Below are 14,576 nucleotides of genomic sequence, written 5' to 3' on the forward strand. Positions count from 1 at the left end.
TCAACGAGTACCGTGACCCACGAACTGCTCACAATCGGGCGCATCAGCGTTGATATCTACCCGAACGACATCGGAGTCGGGCTGGAGGATGTAACCTCCTTCGGCAAGTACCTGGGAGGTTCGCCCTCCAACGTGGCCGTTGCTGCCGCCCGCCACGGCCGCCGCACCGGCGTTATCACCCGCACCGGCGATGATCCCTTCGGCAGCTTCCTGCACCGCGAACTGCGCAAATTCGGCGTGGACGATTCGTTCGTCACGCCGGCGGCCGGGCAGACTCCCGCCACCTTCTGTGCCATCAAGCCGGCCACCGACGAATTCCCGCTGTACTTCTACGGCCGGTTCCCCACGGCCCCGGACCTGCAGATCAAGGCCAAAGAGCTGGACCTGGACGCAATCCGGGAGGCCGGGATCTTCTGGTCCACCGTCACCGGCCTGTGCCAGGAGCCCTCACGCAGCGCCCACATCGCGGCGCACGAGGCACGCCCCCGGACCGGCCTGAAAGAGGGCCAGTTCACCATCCTGGACCTCGACTACCGGCCAATGTTCTGGGCATCCGAAGAGGAAGCCCGCGCCGAGGTTGCCAAGATCCTCCCGCACGTGACGGTCGCGATCGGCAATGACAAGGAATGCGCCGTGGCCGTAGGGGAGGGAACTCCTGATGAGCAGGCGGACCGCCTCCTGGCCGCCGGCGTGGAGATCGCCGTCGTGAAGCTTGGCGCGGAAGGCGTCATGGCCAAGACCCGCACCGAGCGCGTGGTTTCCGCACCCGTGCCGGTGGAGACGGTCAACGGCTTGGGCGCCGGTGACTCCTTCGGGGGAGCCTTCTGCCACGGCTTGCTGTCAGGCTGGCCTCTCTCCGAGGTTCTGGACTACGCAAACGCTTCCGGTGCGATCGTCGCATCCCGCCTCTCTTGCGCGGATGCGATGCCGACGCCGGACGAGGTCACCTCGCTGCTGGCCGAACGCGGCCGGCCCATCCCCGGCGCATCCGCCGCACTCGCAGAAGGAGCCGTGCGTTGAGCCTCAACGATGACCCCCGCCGTTACGAACACCTGAGCCGGATCCGGCTGGAGGACCCGCAGGCCGTGGCCCGCGCAGCTGGCACCCGCCGTCGTCATCCCGGCCTGAAGCACGGCGTGCAGAACTTCATTGTTGCCGCCGACCACCCGGCCCGCGGCGCCCTCGCCGTCGGCAGCGACCCGATGGCCATGGCCGACCGCCGCGATCTTCTGGACCGTCTGCAGATCGCTCTGGCTAACCCGGCCGTTGACGGCATCCTGGCCTCGCCGGACATCATGGATGATCTGCTGCTGCTCGGCGCCCTTGAAGGCAAGCTCGTCTTCGGTTCCATGAACCGCGGCGGCCTTGCCGGCTTGGTGAATGAGTTCGATGACCGTTTCACGGGCCACACCGCCGCTGCCCTTGAGGCGCTCGGTGCCGATGGCGGCAAGATGCTGACCCGCATCTGCCTGGGCGATCCCGACACGGTGGCTACCTTGGAAGCTACGGCGAAGGCGATCGATTCGCTCGCCGAGCGGAAGCTGATCGCCATGGTGGAGCCGTTCCTGTCCATGCGCGACGCCAACGGCAAGGTCCGCAACGATCTCCGCGCCGATGCCGTGATCAAGTCTGTCGGCATCGCCGAGGGCCTCGGTTCCACCAGCGCCTACACCTGGCTGAAGCTGCCCGTGGTGGCCGAGATGGAACGCGTCATGGCCTCCACCACGCTGCCCACGGTACTCCTTGGCGGTGACCCCGACGGCAGCCCTGATGAAGTCTTCGCGTCGTGGCAGGCCGCGCTGGCGTTGCCCGGCGTGCAGGGCCTCACCGTTGGGCGGACGCTTCTGTACCCGCACGACGGCGACGTGGCAGGTGCCGTCGCGACGGCCGCCTCGCTGCTGAACAACACTGCGCCCGCGGCACTGGACGCCGCAGGGCTCACCTCGTCAGACCGTATCCCCGTGAAAGTATCGGAGTAACTCGCCATGCGGACCATAACCGGAACAGCAACCCGTCGGATGACCGTGGCGCAGGCCGTGGTCGAGTTCCTGTCCAAGCAGTACACCGTTGATTCGGTGGGTGGCGTGGACTTCCGTGAGCGCCTGATTCCGGGCACATTCGGCATTTTCGGGCACGGCAACGTTGCCGGTGTGGGCCAGGCATTGAAGCAGTATCAGGCCGCTGACCCGTCCATCATGCCGTACTACCAGGGCAGGAACGAGCAGGCCCAGGTCCACCAGGCTGTGGGTTATGCCCGGCACACGCGCCGCCGCCAGACGTTCGCGATCAGCACCTCGATCGGTCCGGGGTCCTCCAACCTGCTCACCGGTGCAGCCCTGGCTACGACCAACCGGCTGCCGGTGTTGCTGCTTCCGTCTGATACGTTCGCGACCCGTGCCGCTGACCCTGTGCTGCAGCAGCTCGAGCTGCCATACGCGTACGACATCACGGTCAATGATGCGTTCCGGCCGTTGTCGAAGTTCTTTGACCGGGTGAACCGTCCGGAGCAGTTGTTCTCCGCGTTCCACCACGGCCTGCGGGTGCTGACGGACCCGGCCGAGACCGGTGCGGTGACTATTTCGTTGCCGCAGGATGTCCAGGCCGAGGCGTTTGATGTTCCCGAAGAATTCCTGGCCGAGCGGGAGTGGCGTATCCGCCGTCCCGAAGCCGAGGATGACGACATCCGCCGTGCCGTGGAAGCGATCCGTGCTGCGAAGCGTCCGCTGATCATTGCCGGCGGCGGTGTTCTCTACGCGTACGCCAATGAGGAACTGGCGAAGTTCGCTGAGCTGACCGGTATTCCGGTGGGCAACACGCAGGCCGGTGTCGGCGTGCTCCCGTGGGACCACAAGTACTCCCTTGGCGCGGTCGGTTCCACGGGAACGACGGCGGCGAACGCCATCGCTGCCGAAGCGGACCTCATCATCGGTATCGGCACCCGCTACGAGGACTTCACTACCGCGTCCCGCACGGCGTTCCAGAACCCGGACGTGAAGTTCGTGAATATCAACGTCGCCGCGATCGACGCGTACAAGCACGGCACGCACCTGCCCATCGTGGCCGATGCCCGCAAGGCGCTCGTGAAGCTGAACCAGGCCCTGGGCGGCTACCGCGTGGGCGCTGACCTGGAGCAGAAGGTCGCCGCCGAAAAGAAGCGCTGGGACGCGACCGTGGATGAAGCGTTCGAGACACGCTTCACGCCGTTGCCGGCTCAGAACGAAATCATTGGTGCCACGAACAAGGCCATGGACGCCCAGGACGTGGTGATCTGCGCGGCCGGGTCACTGCCCGGCGACCTGCACAAGATGTGGCGGGTCCGGGACCCGTTCGGGTACCACGTGGAATACGCGTACTCCTGCATGGGCTACGAGATCCCCGGTGGTTTGGGCGTCAAGCGTGCAGCGCTTGCCGAGGCAGCAGCAGGCGGCCCGGAGCGGGATGTGGTGGTCATGGTGGGGGACGGCTCATACCTGATGATGCACACCGAACTGGTCACCGCCGTCGCCGAACGCATCAAACTGATCGTGGTGCTGATCCAGAACCACGGCTACGCCTCCATCGGCTCCCTCTCGGAGACGCTGGGTTCGCAGCGTTTCGGTACCCAGTACCGGGTGCTGGACAAGGAACAGCACTCCTTCGACGCCGGCGAGAACTTGCCAATCGACCTCGCCACGAACGCCGAATCCCTCGGCGCGAAGGTCATCCGGATCGAACCGGGCGAGAAGGTCATCGCCGAACTCGAACAAGCCATCCGCGACGCCAAGGCAGCCCCCGAGGAGACCGGCCCGATCGTGATCCACGTCGAATCCGATCCGCTCCTGGACGCCCCGTCCTCAGAGTCCTGGTGGGACGTGCCCGTCTCGCAGGTCTCCGAACTGGAATCCACGCAGCAGGCCTACAAGACCTACACCGACCACAAGAACCGCCAGCGCAAACTGCTCGGCTAGAACCCAGACATCCGCCCCTAAAGCTAGAAGACGAGGAAGTCCGCATGTCGACGACGACCACCACTTTGACCACTATCAACCACTTCATCAACGGTGCTGAGTCAGCCGGTGAAGGTGACCGCACCCAGCCGGTGTACAACCCGGCCACGGGCCAGGTCACTGCCGAGCTGCGCCTGGCGAACGAGAATGACCTGAACACCACGGTCGCCGCAGCCCGGAAAGCCGCTGATTCCTGGGGTGATATTTCCCTGGCCAAGCGCACCGCGGTGCTGTTCAAGTTCCGTGAACTGGTCGCAGCCCACGTGGACGAACTCGCTGAACTGATCACGGCCGAGCACGGCAAGGTCCTCTCCGACGCCAAGGGCGAGATCGGCCGTGGCCTGGAAGTCATCGAGTTCGCCTGCGGCATCCCCTCGCTGCTCAAGGGTGACTACTCGGACCAGGTCTCCACCGGCATTGATGTATTCTCCTTCCGCGAACCGTTGGGTGTGGTGGCCGGTATTACCCCGTTCAACTTCCCGGTGATGGTGCCGTTGTGGATGGCACCGATGGCCATCGCCACCGGTAACGCGTTCATCCTCAAGCCCTCGGAGCGGGACCCGTCCCCGTCGCTGCTGCTGGCCAAGCTGTGGCAGGTAGCGGGCCTGCCTGATGGTGTGTTCCAGGTTCTGCACGGCGGCAAGGAAACCGTTGATGGGCTGTTGACGCACCCGGACGTTGACGGCATCTCCTTCGTGGGCTCCACCCCGATCGCCCAGTACGTCCACGAAACCGCCACGAAGCACGGCAAGCGGGTCCAGGCACTTGGTGGGGCGAAGAACCACGCGATCGTGCTCCCGGACGCTGACCTGGACAACGCCGCGGACCACCTCGCCGCCGCTGCTTTCGGCTCGGCGGGGGAGCGGTGCATGGCGATTTCCGTGGCCGTCGCCGTCGGTGACGCCGCTGATCTGCTGGTGAAGAAGGTCGAAGAACGGGCCCTGGCCGTGAAGGTCAACAACGGCACCGAACCCGGCGCGGAAATGGGCCCGGTCATCACCCCTGCTTCGAAGGAACGCATCGTCAAGATCGTCACCGAAGCAGAAAGCGCCGGTGCCGCGATGGTGGTGGACGGACGTGACCTGGTCGTTCCCGGCCACGAAGACGGCTTCTGGGTGGGCCCGACGGTGATCGACCACGTCAAGACCGAAATGAGCGCCTACCAGGAGGAAATCTTCGGGCCCGTCCTGGTGGTGGTCCGTGTGGACACCCTCGAGGACGGCATCAAGCTGATCAACTCCAACCCGTACGGCAACGGCACCGCGATCTTCACCTCCTCGGGAGCGGCGGCACGGAAGTTCCAGCGCTCGGTCACCGTGGGCATGATCGGCATCAACGTGCCCCTGCCGGTTCCGGTGGCCTACCACTCCTTCGGTGGCTGGAAGGCCTCCCTGTTCGGTGACAAGCACATCTACGGCCCCGAAGGCGTCTCCTTCTACACCCGCGGCAAGGTCGTCACCTCCCGCTGGCCCGAAACCCACCATGCCTCCGGCGCCTCCTACAACTTCCCCTCCAACTAGCCCCCACCTCCGCTGCCCCGGCACCAAAGCCGGGGCCACGGAGGCTATCAAGAAAGACACCGTTGTCATGACTGACGTCGAGAACAAACTCATCATCGGCACCGCTCCCGATTCCTGGGGTGTTTGGTTCGCGGACGATCCCCAGCAAACACCGTGGGAGCGGTTCCTGGACGAGGTCGCAGAGTCCGGCTACAAGTGGATCGAACTGGGTCCCTATGGCTACCTGCCGACCGACCCCGCCCGCCTCGCGGAGGAACTCAAGCAGCGTGACCTGAAGGTCAGCGCCGGTACAGTCTTCACTGCTTTCCACCGCGGCGCCAAGCAGTACGAGGAAGCCTGGGAGCCCGCCCGCAAGGTAGCCGAACTCACTGCAGCCATGGGCGGCGAACACATTGTGGTTATCCCGGCCATGTGGCGCGACGACGTCACGGGCGAAGCCGTGGAGAACGGCGAACTGACGGACGAACAGTGGGCAGACCTGTTCGCCGGCCACAACCGCATGGGGAAGGTCCTGCTGGAAGACTTCGGGCTGCACCAGCAGTTCCACTCCCACGCCGACTCCCACGTGGGGGCGCAGAAGGACATCGAGACCCTCCTTGCCGCAACGGATCCCCAGTACTTGAACCTGTGCCTGGACACCGGCCACGCCGAATACTGCGGAGCCTCCAGCCTTGAGCTCATCAAGAACTACCCGGAGCGCATCGGCTACCTGCACCTGAAGCAGATCAACCCCGAGGTCCTGGCCGAAGTCAATGAGAAGAACATGACCTGGGCAGCGGCAAACCTGGCCGGCGTCATGACCGAGCCGCCGAACGGCCTTCCGGACCTGCGTGCCGTCATCGAAGCCGTGGAGGGCCTGAACCGCCCCATCTTCGGCATCGTGGAACAGGACATGTACCCGGTAGCCTTCGACGTACCGATGCCGATCGCCAAGCGCACCCGCAACTACCTGCTCTCCTGCGGCTCCCGGACCCGTGTCCAGTAGCACCGTCCAGTAGCAGCCAAACCACACTCACCAAAGGACAGAAACTGTGACAAAGACTCTCCGCGTAGCCGTCATCGGCGCAGGCCGCATGGGTGCTGACCACATCAAGCGCCTCAGCACGCGCATCCACGGTGCTGAAGTTGCCGCCGTCGTCGACGTTGACCTGGCCCGTGCGCAAGCCGCCATTGAAGGCATCGACGGTGCAGTGGCCCTGGCCAGTGCCGACGAGGCCCTCAACAACGGCGACGTCAACGCCGTCCTGATCGCCACGCCGGGGTTCCTGCACGAGGAAATCCTGTACAAGGCGCTGGAGAAAGACTTCCCGATTCTGTGCGAGAAGCCCCTGACCCCGGACGCCGAGAGCTCCTGGAAGGTTGTCCAGGCGGAGCTCGTCCTGGGCCACAAGCGCATCCAGGTTGGTTTCATGCGCCGTTTCGACGCCGAGTACTCGGCTTTGGGTTCCATCATCCGCAACAGCGAATTGGGGGAGCTGTTGATGCTGCACCACCAGCACCGGAACCCGAGCACGCCGGAGGGCTTCACCAATGAGATGCTGATCAACGACTCCGTGGTCCACGAGTTCGACGCCATCCGCTACTTCACCGGCGAGGAGATCACGTCCGTGCAGGTCCGCCTGGGCAAGCCAACGCGCAACGCTCCCAACGGCCAGCACGATCCCCAGCAGGTCCTGATCGAAACCGAATCCGGTGTACTGGCCGACGTCGAAATCTATGTCAACGCCAAGTTCGGCTACCAGGTGGCTACTCAGGCTTCCTTCGAGGACGGCATCGTGAGCATCGGCGGTGACAGCGGCCCGTACGTCCAGACCGCGGGCAAGTGGGGCGGCAACGTCACGCCCGGTTTCGAGGACCGTTTTGGAGCCGCGTACGACGTCGAGGTGCAGGCTTGGGTGGATGCGGCACTTCGCGGCGAAATCGGCGGACCAACGGCATGGGACGGCTACGCCACCGCCGCCTGCTGCGAGGCCGGCGTTGAGGCGCAGAAGTCCGGCGAGAAGGTCAAGGTCCACTTGAACGCCAAGCCGGATCTGTACAAGTAGGGGACTGAACATGAAGATCGCACTTGATCCCACACCCTTCCACCACAGCCACAGCCTGCTGGAGTTCCCCCGCGTTGCTGCCGACCTCGGGTACAAGTACCTGCAGATGACGCCGCACGCGGACCTCATCCCCTTCTACAACCACCCCAAGGCCGACGATGAACTGGTAGGCAAGCTGAAAGCAGCGTGCAAGGATGCCGGCGTGGAAATCGCTTCCGTCCTGCCCGTGCTTCGCTGGTCCGGGCCGGACGAAGATGCCCGTGAGGCCGCTGTCCGCTACTGGAAGCGGGCCATCCGGATTGCCGTGGACCTTGGCGTCCAGACCATGAACACCGAGTTCAGCGGGCGCCCGGAGAAGGCCGAGGAATCCGAGCGTGCCTTCTACCGTTCCATGGAGGAGCTCCTGCCGATCATCGAGCGCGAAGGCCTTGACGTGCTGATTGACCCGCACCCGGACGACTTCGTGGAGGACGGCCTGGCCGCTCTGCGTGTCATCCGCGGCGTCAATTCGCCGAACATCGGGATGGTCTACGTCGCCTCGCACACGTTCCACATGGGCAACAAACCGTTGGAGATCATGCGTGCCGCCGGTGACAAGCTGCGTCTGGTGCACATCTCCGACACCATGAACCACCACGCCTCCCACGGCCTGAGGTACATCACCAACCCGCCCGGGAACGCCGTACGCGTCCACCAGCACCTGAAGATCGGTGACGGGGACGTCAACTGGAACGAGTTCTTTGGTGGCCTCAAGGAGATCGGCTTCCTGGACAAGGAGAACACCGTGATGGTTTCTTCCGTGTTTGCCGAGGACGAGAACGCCGAGGAAGTCTCCCGCTACCAGCTCAAGACCATGACGGATTACATCGCCCAGGCCTAGTAGCGCTGAACACCAAGGAAGCCCCTGTGAATCACAGGGGCTTCCTTAGTGCTTGGAATCAGGCTTATTGTCTGGGGTCAGGCCGTGAACGGGAGCCGCGGGTCCACGTCCTGGCCTTCCCAGGTCTGGCGGATCCAGCCGTGGTGGGGGTCGTCGCTGATGAGCCAGTCCCGGACGCGGCCGGGGCCAGCCATGACGTTCAGGTAGTAGAGGTCGTAGCCGGGTGCTGCCATGGCGGGGCCGTGCCAGCCGTAGGGCACCAGGACAACGTCGCCGGTGCGGACTTCGGCGGAGACGTCGATGGGACGCTCATCGGAGGCGTAGACGCGGGCGTAGCCGATGGCGTCCGCATCTTCCGGGGCGGGGGAGCCGGGGGCTACGCGGGTTTCGAAGTAGTAGATCTCCTCGAGGCTGGTTTCGCCGTCCTTTTCCTCGTCGTGCTTATGGGGAGGGTAGGAGGACCAGTTGCCGGCGGGGGTGATGACTTCGCAGACGATGAAGCGGTCGGCTTCCAGTGCTGCGGGTGTGCCGAAGTTGTGGACCTGGCGGGAGCAGTTGCCGGCGCCGCGGAGTTCAACCGGGGTTTCTGCGGCGGTGATCAGCCTGGTGGGGTACGACGCTTTGGCGGGTGCGGTCGCGACGGCGACGCGGCCGCCGTCGTTCGAGCTGATGGTGACCGCTTTCTCGATGCCGGTGTAGAGAACGTCGCTTGGCCCGTGGAAGACAGACTGCCGTCCCTGAAGACGGTACTGCTCGCCGTCGACCGTCACCGTGAAGGAGCCGCTCAGCGGCACCACGATGCGTTCCTCGCCCGCGGCGGACAGCTCGACGGCGGAACCTGCGGCGAGCGTCGCCACCTTCAGTCCCGTGTGGGCCCAGCCGTCAACGGCGAGGCTGGAATCGGAGGTGCCGAGGGAGATGTCCCACTTGCCGTCGGCGGCGGATCCAAGAGGGTATACCCAGTTGGCCATAATTAATGTCCTTGCGTTAGCGCTGTACGAGGGTCATTTCAAAGCTGTAGGAATCGCCGCGGTAGACGTGGTGGCCGGTTTCCACCATGCGTCCGGTGTCGTCCACCGCGGTGCGTTCCATGGTGACCAGGGCCGATCCCACGTCGGTTTCCAGCAGGGGCGCCTGGTAGTCGTTGGCGATCATGGCGCCGATCCGCTGCGAGGCGAGGCGGAAGTTGACGCCGCCGCGCCGCAGGATGGCGTAGAGGCCTTCGCTGGCGAGCTGGGCTTCGTCCATGGTGACGATGTCATCACGGACCCAGTTCTCCATGAGGGCCAGCGGTTTGCCGCCTACTTTGCGGAGGCGGGTGAAGTGGTAGACCTTGGAACCGGCAGGCAGCTGCAGCGCGGCGAGGGTGGCCGCATCCGCTTCGTCGTGGGAGAAGCTCAGTACATCCGTAGTGGGCTTTTTGCCGTTGTTGCTGAGGTCGTCGTAGAGGCTGGAGAGCTCCAGGGGACGGCGGACCTGACTGGCAACAACCTGCGTTCCCACGCCGCGCTTGCGGACAAGGAGTCCGGCGCGGACCAGTTCGTCCATGGCCTTACGCATCGTGGGTCGTGACAGGTTGAGCTGCGCCGCGAGGTCGATCTCGTTGTCCAAGCGGCTGCCCGGTTCCAGGACGCCGCTGTGGATGGCAGCTTCAATGCCTTGGACAACTTGGTGGTAGAGCGGCACCGGGGACGAACGATCGATGCTGAGGCTGAGTTGGTTCGCCACTGGTTTCCTCCTGGACGGCTGTGCATGACCGGCGGGAGCAGGGTTTCGGCTCCTCTGCCGGAAGGATCTATTTGTCCGTTCATGTTCTCTTGATAGGACATACTGCCTTTTCCTGATCATAGCAGCCGGGTTTCCGCCGTCAAGGAAGTGGCCTTGAGGGACGTGTTCCTTGACTGGTACGAGGGGTTGAAACGTAAAAACATCCTAATGTCAGGACAAAGTATTGACAAAGTGTGAGGTCAGTCACCATGATCTGAGTAGTGGATGGTTCGGATACGAGTCTCCGGACACCCCAAGCTGACATCAAAGGAGATAACGGTGGCAAAATTCTCGTGGCGCAAAGCGGCCCTCGCCGCAGCAGTGGTTCCCCTCATAGCACTGAGCGCCTGTTCGAGCCAGGGCGGCAGGCCGTCCGATTCCGGTGGTGGAGCTGCCGCCGGCCAGGTGGCCTCCACCGACCGCATCAAGGTAGCCCTCATCACGCACGCCGCAGCAGGTGACACCTTCTGGGACATCGTCCGTAAGGGTGCCGAGGAAGCCTCAGCCAAGGACAACGTCGAACTGCTTTACACGAGCGATCCCGAAGCCGGGCGGCAAGCCCAGTTGGTGCAGCAGGCCATTGACCAGAAGGTTGACGGCATCGCAGTAACGGTCGCCACCCCTGACGCCCTGAAGGACGTCCTGAAGAAGGCAACCGACGCCGGCATCCCCGTAGTCAGCCTCAACGCCGGTGAGTCCGTATCCGCCAAGCTCGGAGCATTCACCCACTTCGGTTCCAACGAACAGTTGGCCGGCGAAGCCGTGGGCACCCGCCTCGCCGCTGAAGGGTACAAGCACCCGGTCTGCGTCATCCAGCAGCAGGGCCACGTCGGCCTGGAAGCACGCTGCGCAGGCGTGAAGGCCAAGGTCCCCGCCACTGAGATCCTCTACGTGGACGGCAAGGACATGACAGCGGTTCAGTCCACCGCCACCGCCAAGCTCCAGGCTTCCAAGGACGCAGACGTCATCATCGGCCTCGGTGCTCCGATCACGCTGACCCTCCTGAAGTCCGTCACGGATGCGGGAAGCTCCTCCAAGGTGGCCAGCTTTGACCTCAACGCTGAACTTGCCCAGAAGATCGTTGATGGCAATGTCATCTTTACTGTGGACCAGCAGCCCTGGCTCCAGGGCTACATGTCCGTTGACGCCCTGTGGCAGGCCAAGCGCGGCGGCTTCAAGATCGGTGGCGGCCAGCCCGTCCTGACCGGTCCCACCATCGTGGACAAGGCCAACGCCTCTGACGTCCTCAAGTTCGCCCAGCAGGGCGTCCGCTAATCCAGGCATCAGGCTGCGCGGCCCACACCGCGCAGCCTGACCAACCGCGAAGCTTGAACAACCGCGAAGCCTGAAACAACAAGGAGTCATCCCCATGGCAAGCACAGCAACCCTGCCACCGGCACCAGCCCCGGCGTCCGGTGACGAACGGGTAGGACGCCGCAACCCGTTCCAGAAATTCCTCGCCCGCCCGGAGGTCGGCGCCCTCGTTGGCGCAGTAGTCCTCTTCATCTTCTTCGCCTCCGTATCGCAAACCTTCACCCAGCCCAACGCCCTGGCCACAGTGCTTTACGGGTCCTCAACCATCGGCATCATGGCCGTCGGTGTGTCCCTGCTGATGATCGGCGGCGAGTTCGACCTTTCCACCGGCGTCGCCGTCATTTCCTCGGCCCTGACAGCCTCGTTGTTCAGCTGGTACTTCTCCATGAACGCCTGGGTCGGTGTCCTGCTGGCACTGGTGGTTTCCCTTGCCATCGGATTCATCAACGGCTGGATCCTCATCAAGACCAAACTGCCCAGCTTCATCGTCACCCTGGCGACCTTCCTCATGCTGACCGGCCTGAACCTGGCACTCACCCGGCTTGTGGGCGGTTCCGTTTCCTCGCCGTCGATCTCCAAGCTTGACGGCTTCGAATCTGCCCGCGCAGTCTTCGCCTCGTCCATCAGCATCGGTGGGGTGGAAGTGAAGATCACCGTCTTCTTCTGGATCGTCCTGGTTGCCGTGGCCTCCTGGATCCTGCTCCGGACCCGGATCGGCAACTGGATCTTCGCCGTCGGCGGTGACGCGAACGCTGCCCGCGCAGTTGGCGTGCCGGTGACCAAGACGAAGATCGGCCTCTTCATGGCCGTCGGCTTCTGCGGCTGGATCCTCGGCATGCACAACCTCTTCGCCTTCGACGCCGTCCAATCCGGCGAAGGCGTCGGCAACGAGTTCCTCTACATCATCGCCGCGGTCATCGGCGGCTGCCTCCTCACCGGCGGTTACGGATCGGCGATCGGCGGGGCCATCGGTGCCTTCATCTTCGGCATGGCCAACAAGGGCATCGTGTACGCACAATGGAATCCGGACTGGTTCAAGTTCTTCCTGGGCTTGATGCTGCTTCTGGCTACCATCGTCAACCTCATCGTCAAACGCCGGGCAGAGCTGAAGTAAGGGGCCGGACCAATGAACGCACAACGAATCGACCAGCAAACCCTGCTAAGAGACGAGAAAGATCCTTTGACCCACACGCCCGTGCATCTGCTCTCCCTCGAAGCGGTCGGAAAGCACTACGGCAACATCATCGCGCTGCGGGATGTCACCATGGCCGTGGACAACGGCAGGGTCACCTGCGTCCTGGGCGACAACGGCGCCGGCAAGTCCACGCTGATCAAGATCATCGCCGGCCTGCACCAGCACGACGAGGGCAGCTTCAAGATCATGGGCGAGGAGCGCAAGCTCGGCTCACCCCGTGAAGCCCTCGACGCCGGGATCGCGGCCGTGTACCAGGACCTCGCCGTCGTGTCGCTCATGCCGATTTGGCGGAACTTCTTCCTCGGTTCCGAACTCACAACCGGCGTAGGCCCGTTCAAGCGCATGGATGTCCAGAAGATGAAGGACATCACCAAGAAGGAACTCGCGGACATGGGCATCGACCTGCGCGATGTGGAGCAGCCCATTGGCCAGCTCTCGGGCGGTGAACGACAATGTGTCGCGATCGCCCGCGCCGTGTACTTCGGGGCAAAGGTCCTGATCCTCGACGAGCCGACAGCCGCGCTGGGAGTCAAGCAGTCCGGCGTCGTACTTCGCTACATCCTGCAGGCCCGCGACCGCGGCCTCGGCGTCATCTTCATCACCCACAACCCGCACCACGCGTACCCCGTGGGCGACCGGTTCCTGCTGCTCAAGCGCGGCAAATCGATTGGTTACTACGAGAAGAAGGACATCTCGGTCGAGGAACTCACGGCCCAAATGGCCGGCGGCGCCGAACTGGCCGAACTCGCCCACGAACTCGAACAACTCGGCGGACACACCGAAGCGCTCAATGAGGTCAAGGCCGAAGTAGCAGACGTAGCCGACGCAGCACCAGAGAAGGCATGAAGGAAATAACGCTCGGCCTGGTGGGTGTGGGCCGCATCGGTGTGATGCATGCCCGGAACATCAGTGCGTTGAACGAGCAACTCAATCCTGAAGGAGTCAACGTCAGGCTCAAACTGACGGACGTTGCCGAGGAACACGCACGATCGGTGGCCCGGGACTTCGGCGCGGAGTACTTGCCGTCCGTGGAAGCCTTGATCGCCGCCGGCATTGACGGGTTGGTCGTGGCCACCGGGACAGCAACCCATCCGGATCTGATCATGGCGGGCGTTGATGCTGGTATTCCGGTCTTCTGCGAGAAGCCGGTGGCCGTCAACGTGGCAGAGTCCCTCCCGGTCCTGGACTACATCCGGGAAAAGGGCGGCACGGTCCAAATCGGACACCAGCGCCGCTTCGATTCCGGCTACCTCGAGGCCAAGCGGGCCTATGACGCCGGCGAACTCGGCTGGATCCATTCCCTGCGTGCGGTCACCTGCGACATGGCGCCGCCGCCCGTGTCCTTCCTCGCAACCTCAGGCGGACTCTTCCGGGACTGCTCGGTCCACGACTTCGACATCCTCCGCTGGTTGACGGGACGGGAAATCGTGGAGGTTTACGCGAAGGGCTCCAACAACGGCGACCCTGCAATCGGTGAGGTGGGCGACGTCGATACCGCTTTGGCAGTGGTGACGTTCGACGACGGCACTGTAGGCACGGTGTCGGCCAGCCGCTACAACGGGGCCGGGCATGATGTCCGGCTGGAGCTGCAGGGCTCGGAAGGATCCGTGGTGGTGGGCATGGACGACCAGATGGCGCTGCGTTCCGGAGAGCGCGGAATCACCTTCCCGGCGGGGACTCCGCACAAGACCTTTGCCGAACGGTTCGACCAGGCCTACCGCTCCGAAATGGCCGCGTTCGTGGAAGTGATTCTGGGGGAGCGCAAGAACCCCTGCACTCCCGAGGACGCGGTGGCCGCTTCCCGCGTGGCGGATGCGGCACAGGAATCGTTGGAGACGGGCGTCCCCGTGAGAGTCCCGGTGTAACTCT

At 64.1% G+C, this 14,576-nt stretch carries 13 protein-coding genes; 11 read left to right on the forward strand and 2 right to left on the reverse strand.

Annotation, left to right across the window (positions count from 1 at the left end; genetic code table 11):
• Nucleotides 1-12: 12 nt before the first annotated feature.
• The 7 genes from iolC to QN084_RS16820 all read left to right on the forward strand — a co-directional run bounded on the left by iolC (nt 13) and on the right by QN084_RS16820 (nt 8,431).
• A complete protein-coding gene (gene iolC / locus QN084_RS16790) occupies nt 13-1,020 on the forward strand; it encodes a 5-dehydro-2-deoxygluconokinase (protein WP_069696158.1) in 1,008 nt (335 codons plus the stop codon).
• Nucleotides 1,017-1,979: a Cgl0159 family (beta/alpha)8-fold protein gene (locus QN084_RS16795; RefSeq protein WP_069696157.1), complete on the forward strand. Its 963-nt coding sequence runs from the start codon at nt 1,017-1,019 to the stop codon at nt 1,977-1,979. The genes iolC and QN084_RS16795 overlap by 4 nt, the downstream gene beginning before the upstream one ends.
• Nucleotides 1,980-2,018: 39 nt before the next feature.
• Nucleotides 2,019-3,947: a 3D-(3,5/4)-trihydroxycyclohexane-1,2-dione acylhydrolase (decyclizing) gene (gene iolD / locus QN084_RS16800; RefSeq protein WP_069696156.1), complete on the forward strand. Its 1,929-nt coding sequence runs from the start codon at nt 2,019-2,021 to the stop codon at nt 3,945-3,947.
• Between the two features lie 44 nt (nt 3,948-3,991).
• Entirely contained in the window at nt 3,992-5,506 is a 1,515-nt protein-coding gene (locus QN084_RS16805) for a CoA-acylating methylmalonate-semialdehyde dehydrogenase (protein WP_069696155.1), read from the forward strand.
• Nucleotides 5,507-5,573: 67 nt separating this feature from the next.
• Nucleotides 5,574-6,491 (forward strand): sugar phosphate isomerase/epimerase family protein, encoded by a 918-nt coding sequence (locus tag QN084_RS16810; RefSeq protein WP_021473624.1) that lies wholly within the window; start codon nt 5,574-5,576, stop codon nt 6,489-6,491.
• A gap of 46 nt (nt 6,492-6,537) precedes the next feature.
• Nucleotides 6,538-7,551, forward strand: a complete 1,014-nt coding sequence (locus QN084_RS16815) for a Gfo/Idh/MocA family protein (protein ID WP_021473623.1) — start codon at nt 6,538-6,540, stop codon at nt 7,549-7,551.
• A gap of 10 nt (nt 7,552-7,561) precedes the next feature.
• Nucleotides 7,562-8,431 carry a sugar phosphate isomerase/epimerase family protein gene (locus QN084_RS16820; protein WP_021473622.1) on the forward strand — a complete coding sequence of 290 codons (870 nt, stop codon included), beginning with the start codon at nt 7,562-7,564 and terminating at the stop codon, nt 8,429-8,431.
• Nucleotides 8,432-8,508: 77 nt separating this feature from the next.
• Here the strand turns inward: QN084_RS16820 and iolB are convergent, their stop codons facing one another.
• On the reverse strand, nt 8,509-9,402 hold the full coding sequence (iolB, locus tag QN084_RS16825) for a 5-deoxy-glucuronate isomerase (RefSeq protein ID WP_069696154.1): 894 nt from the start codon (nt 9,400-9,402) through the stop codon (nt 8,509-8,511).
• A gap of 16 nt (nt 9,403-9,418) precedes the next feature.
• A complete protein-coding gene (locus tag QN084_RS16830; RefSeq protein WP_069696153.1) occupies nt 9,419-10,159 on the reverse strand; it encodes a GntR family transcriptional regulator in 741 nt (246 codons plus the stop codon).
• A 318-nt stretch (nt 10,160-10,477) separates the two neighbouring features.
• Here QN084_RS16830 and QN084_RS16835 point away from each other — a divergent pair, with 318 nt between their 5' ends.
• The 4 genes from QN084_RS16835 (at nt 10,478) to QN084_RS16850 (ending at nt 14,572) form a co-directional block, all read left to right on the forward strand.
• Nucleotides 10,478-11,473 carry a substrate-binding domain-containing protein gene (locus tag QN084_RS16835; protein ID WP_021473619.1) on the forward strand — a complete coding sequence of 332 codons (996 nt, stop codon included), beginning with the start codon at nt 10,478-10,480 and terminating at the stop codon, nt 11,471-11,473.
• A gap of 94 nt (nt 11,474-11,567) precedes the next feature.
• Nucleotides 11,568-12,626, forward strand: coding sequence for an ABC transporter permease (locus QN084_RS16840; RefSeq protein ID WP_021473618.1), 1,059 nt, complete (start codon nt 11,568-11,570; stop codon nt 12,624-12,626).
• Nucleotides 12,627-12,638: 12 nt separating this feature from the next.
• Nucleotides 12,639-13,553, forward strand: a complete 915-nt coding sequence (locus QN084_RS16845; protein ID WP_069696152.1) for an ATP-binding cassette domain-containing protein — start codon at nt 12,639-12,641, stop codon at nt 13,551-13,553.
• Nucleotides 13,550-14,572, forward strand: coding sequence for a Gfo/Idh/MocA family oxidoreductase (locus QN084_RS16850; protein ID WP_069696151.1), 1,023 nt, complete (start codon nt 13,550-13,552; stop codon nt 14,570-14,572). The genes QN084_RS16845 and QN084_RS16850 overlap by 4 nt, the downstream gene beginning before the upstream one ends.
• The last annotated feature ends 4 nt before the right edge of the window (nt 14,573-14,576 follow it).

Origin of the sequence: Paenarthrobacter sp. R1 (assembly GCF_030264015.1) — a bacterium.
GTDB classification, from domain to species: Bacteria; Actinomycetota; Actinomycetes; order Actinomycetales; family Micrococcaceae; genus Arthrobacter; species Arthrobacter ureafaciens.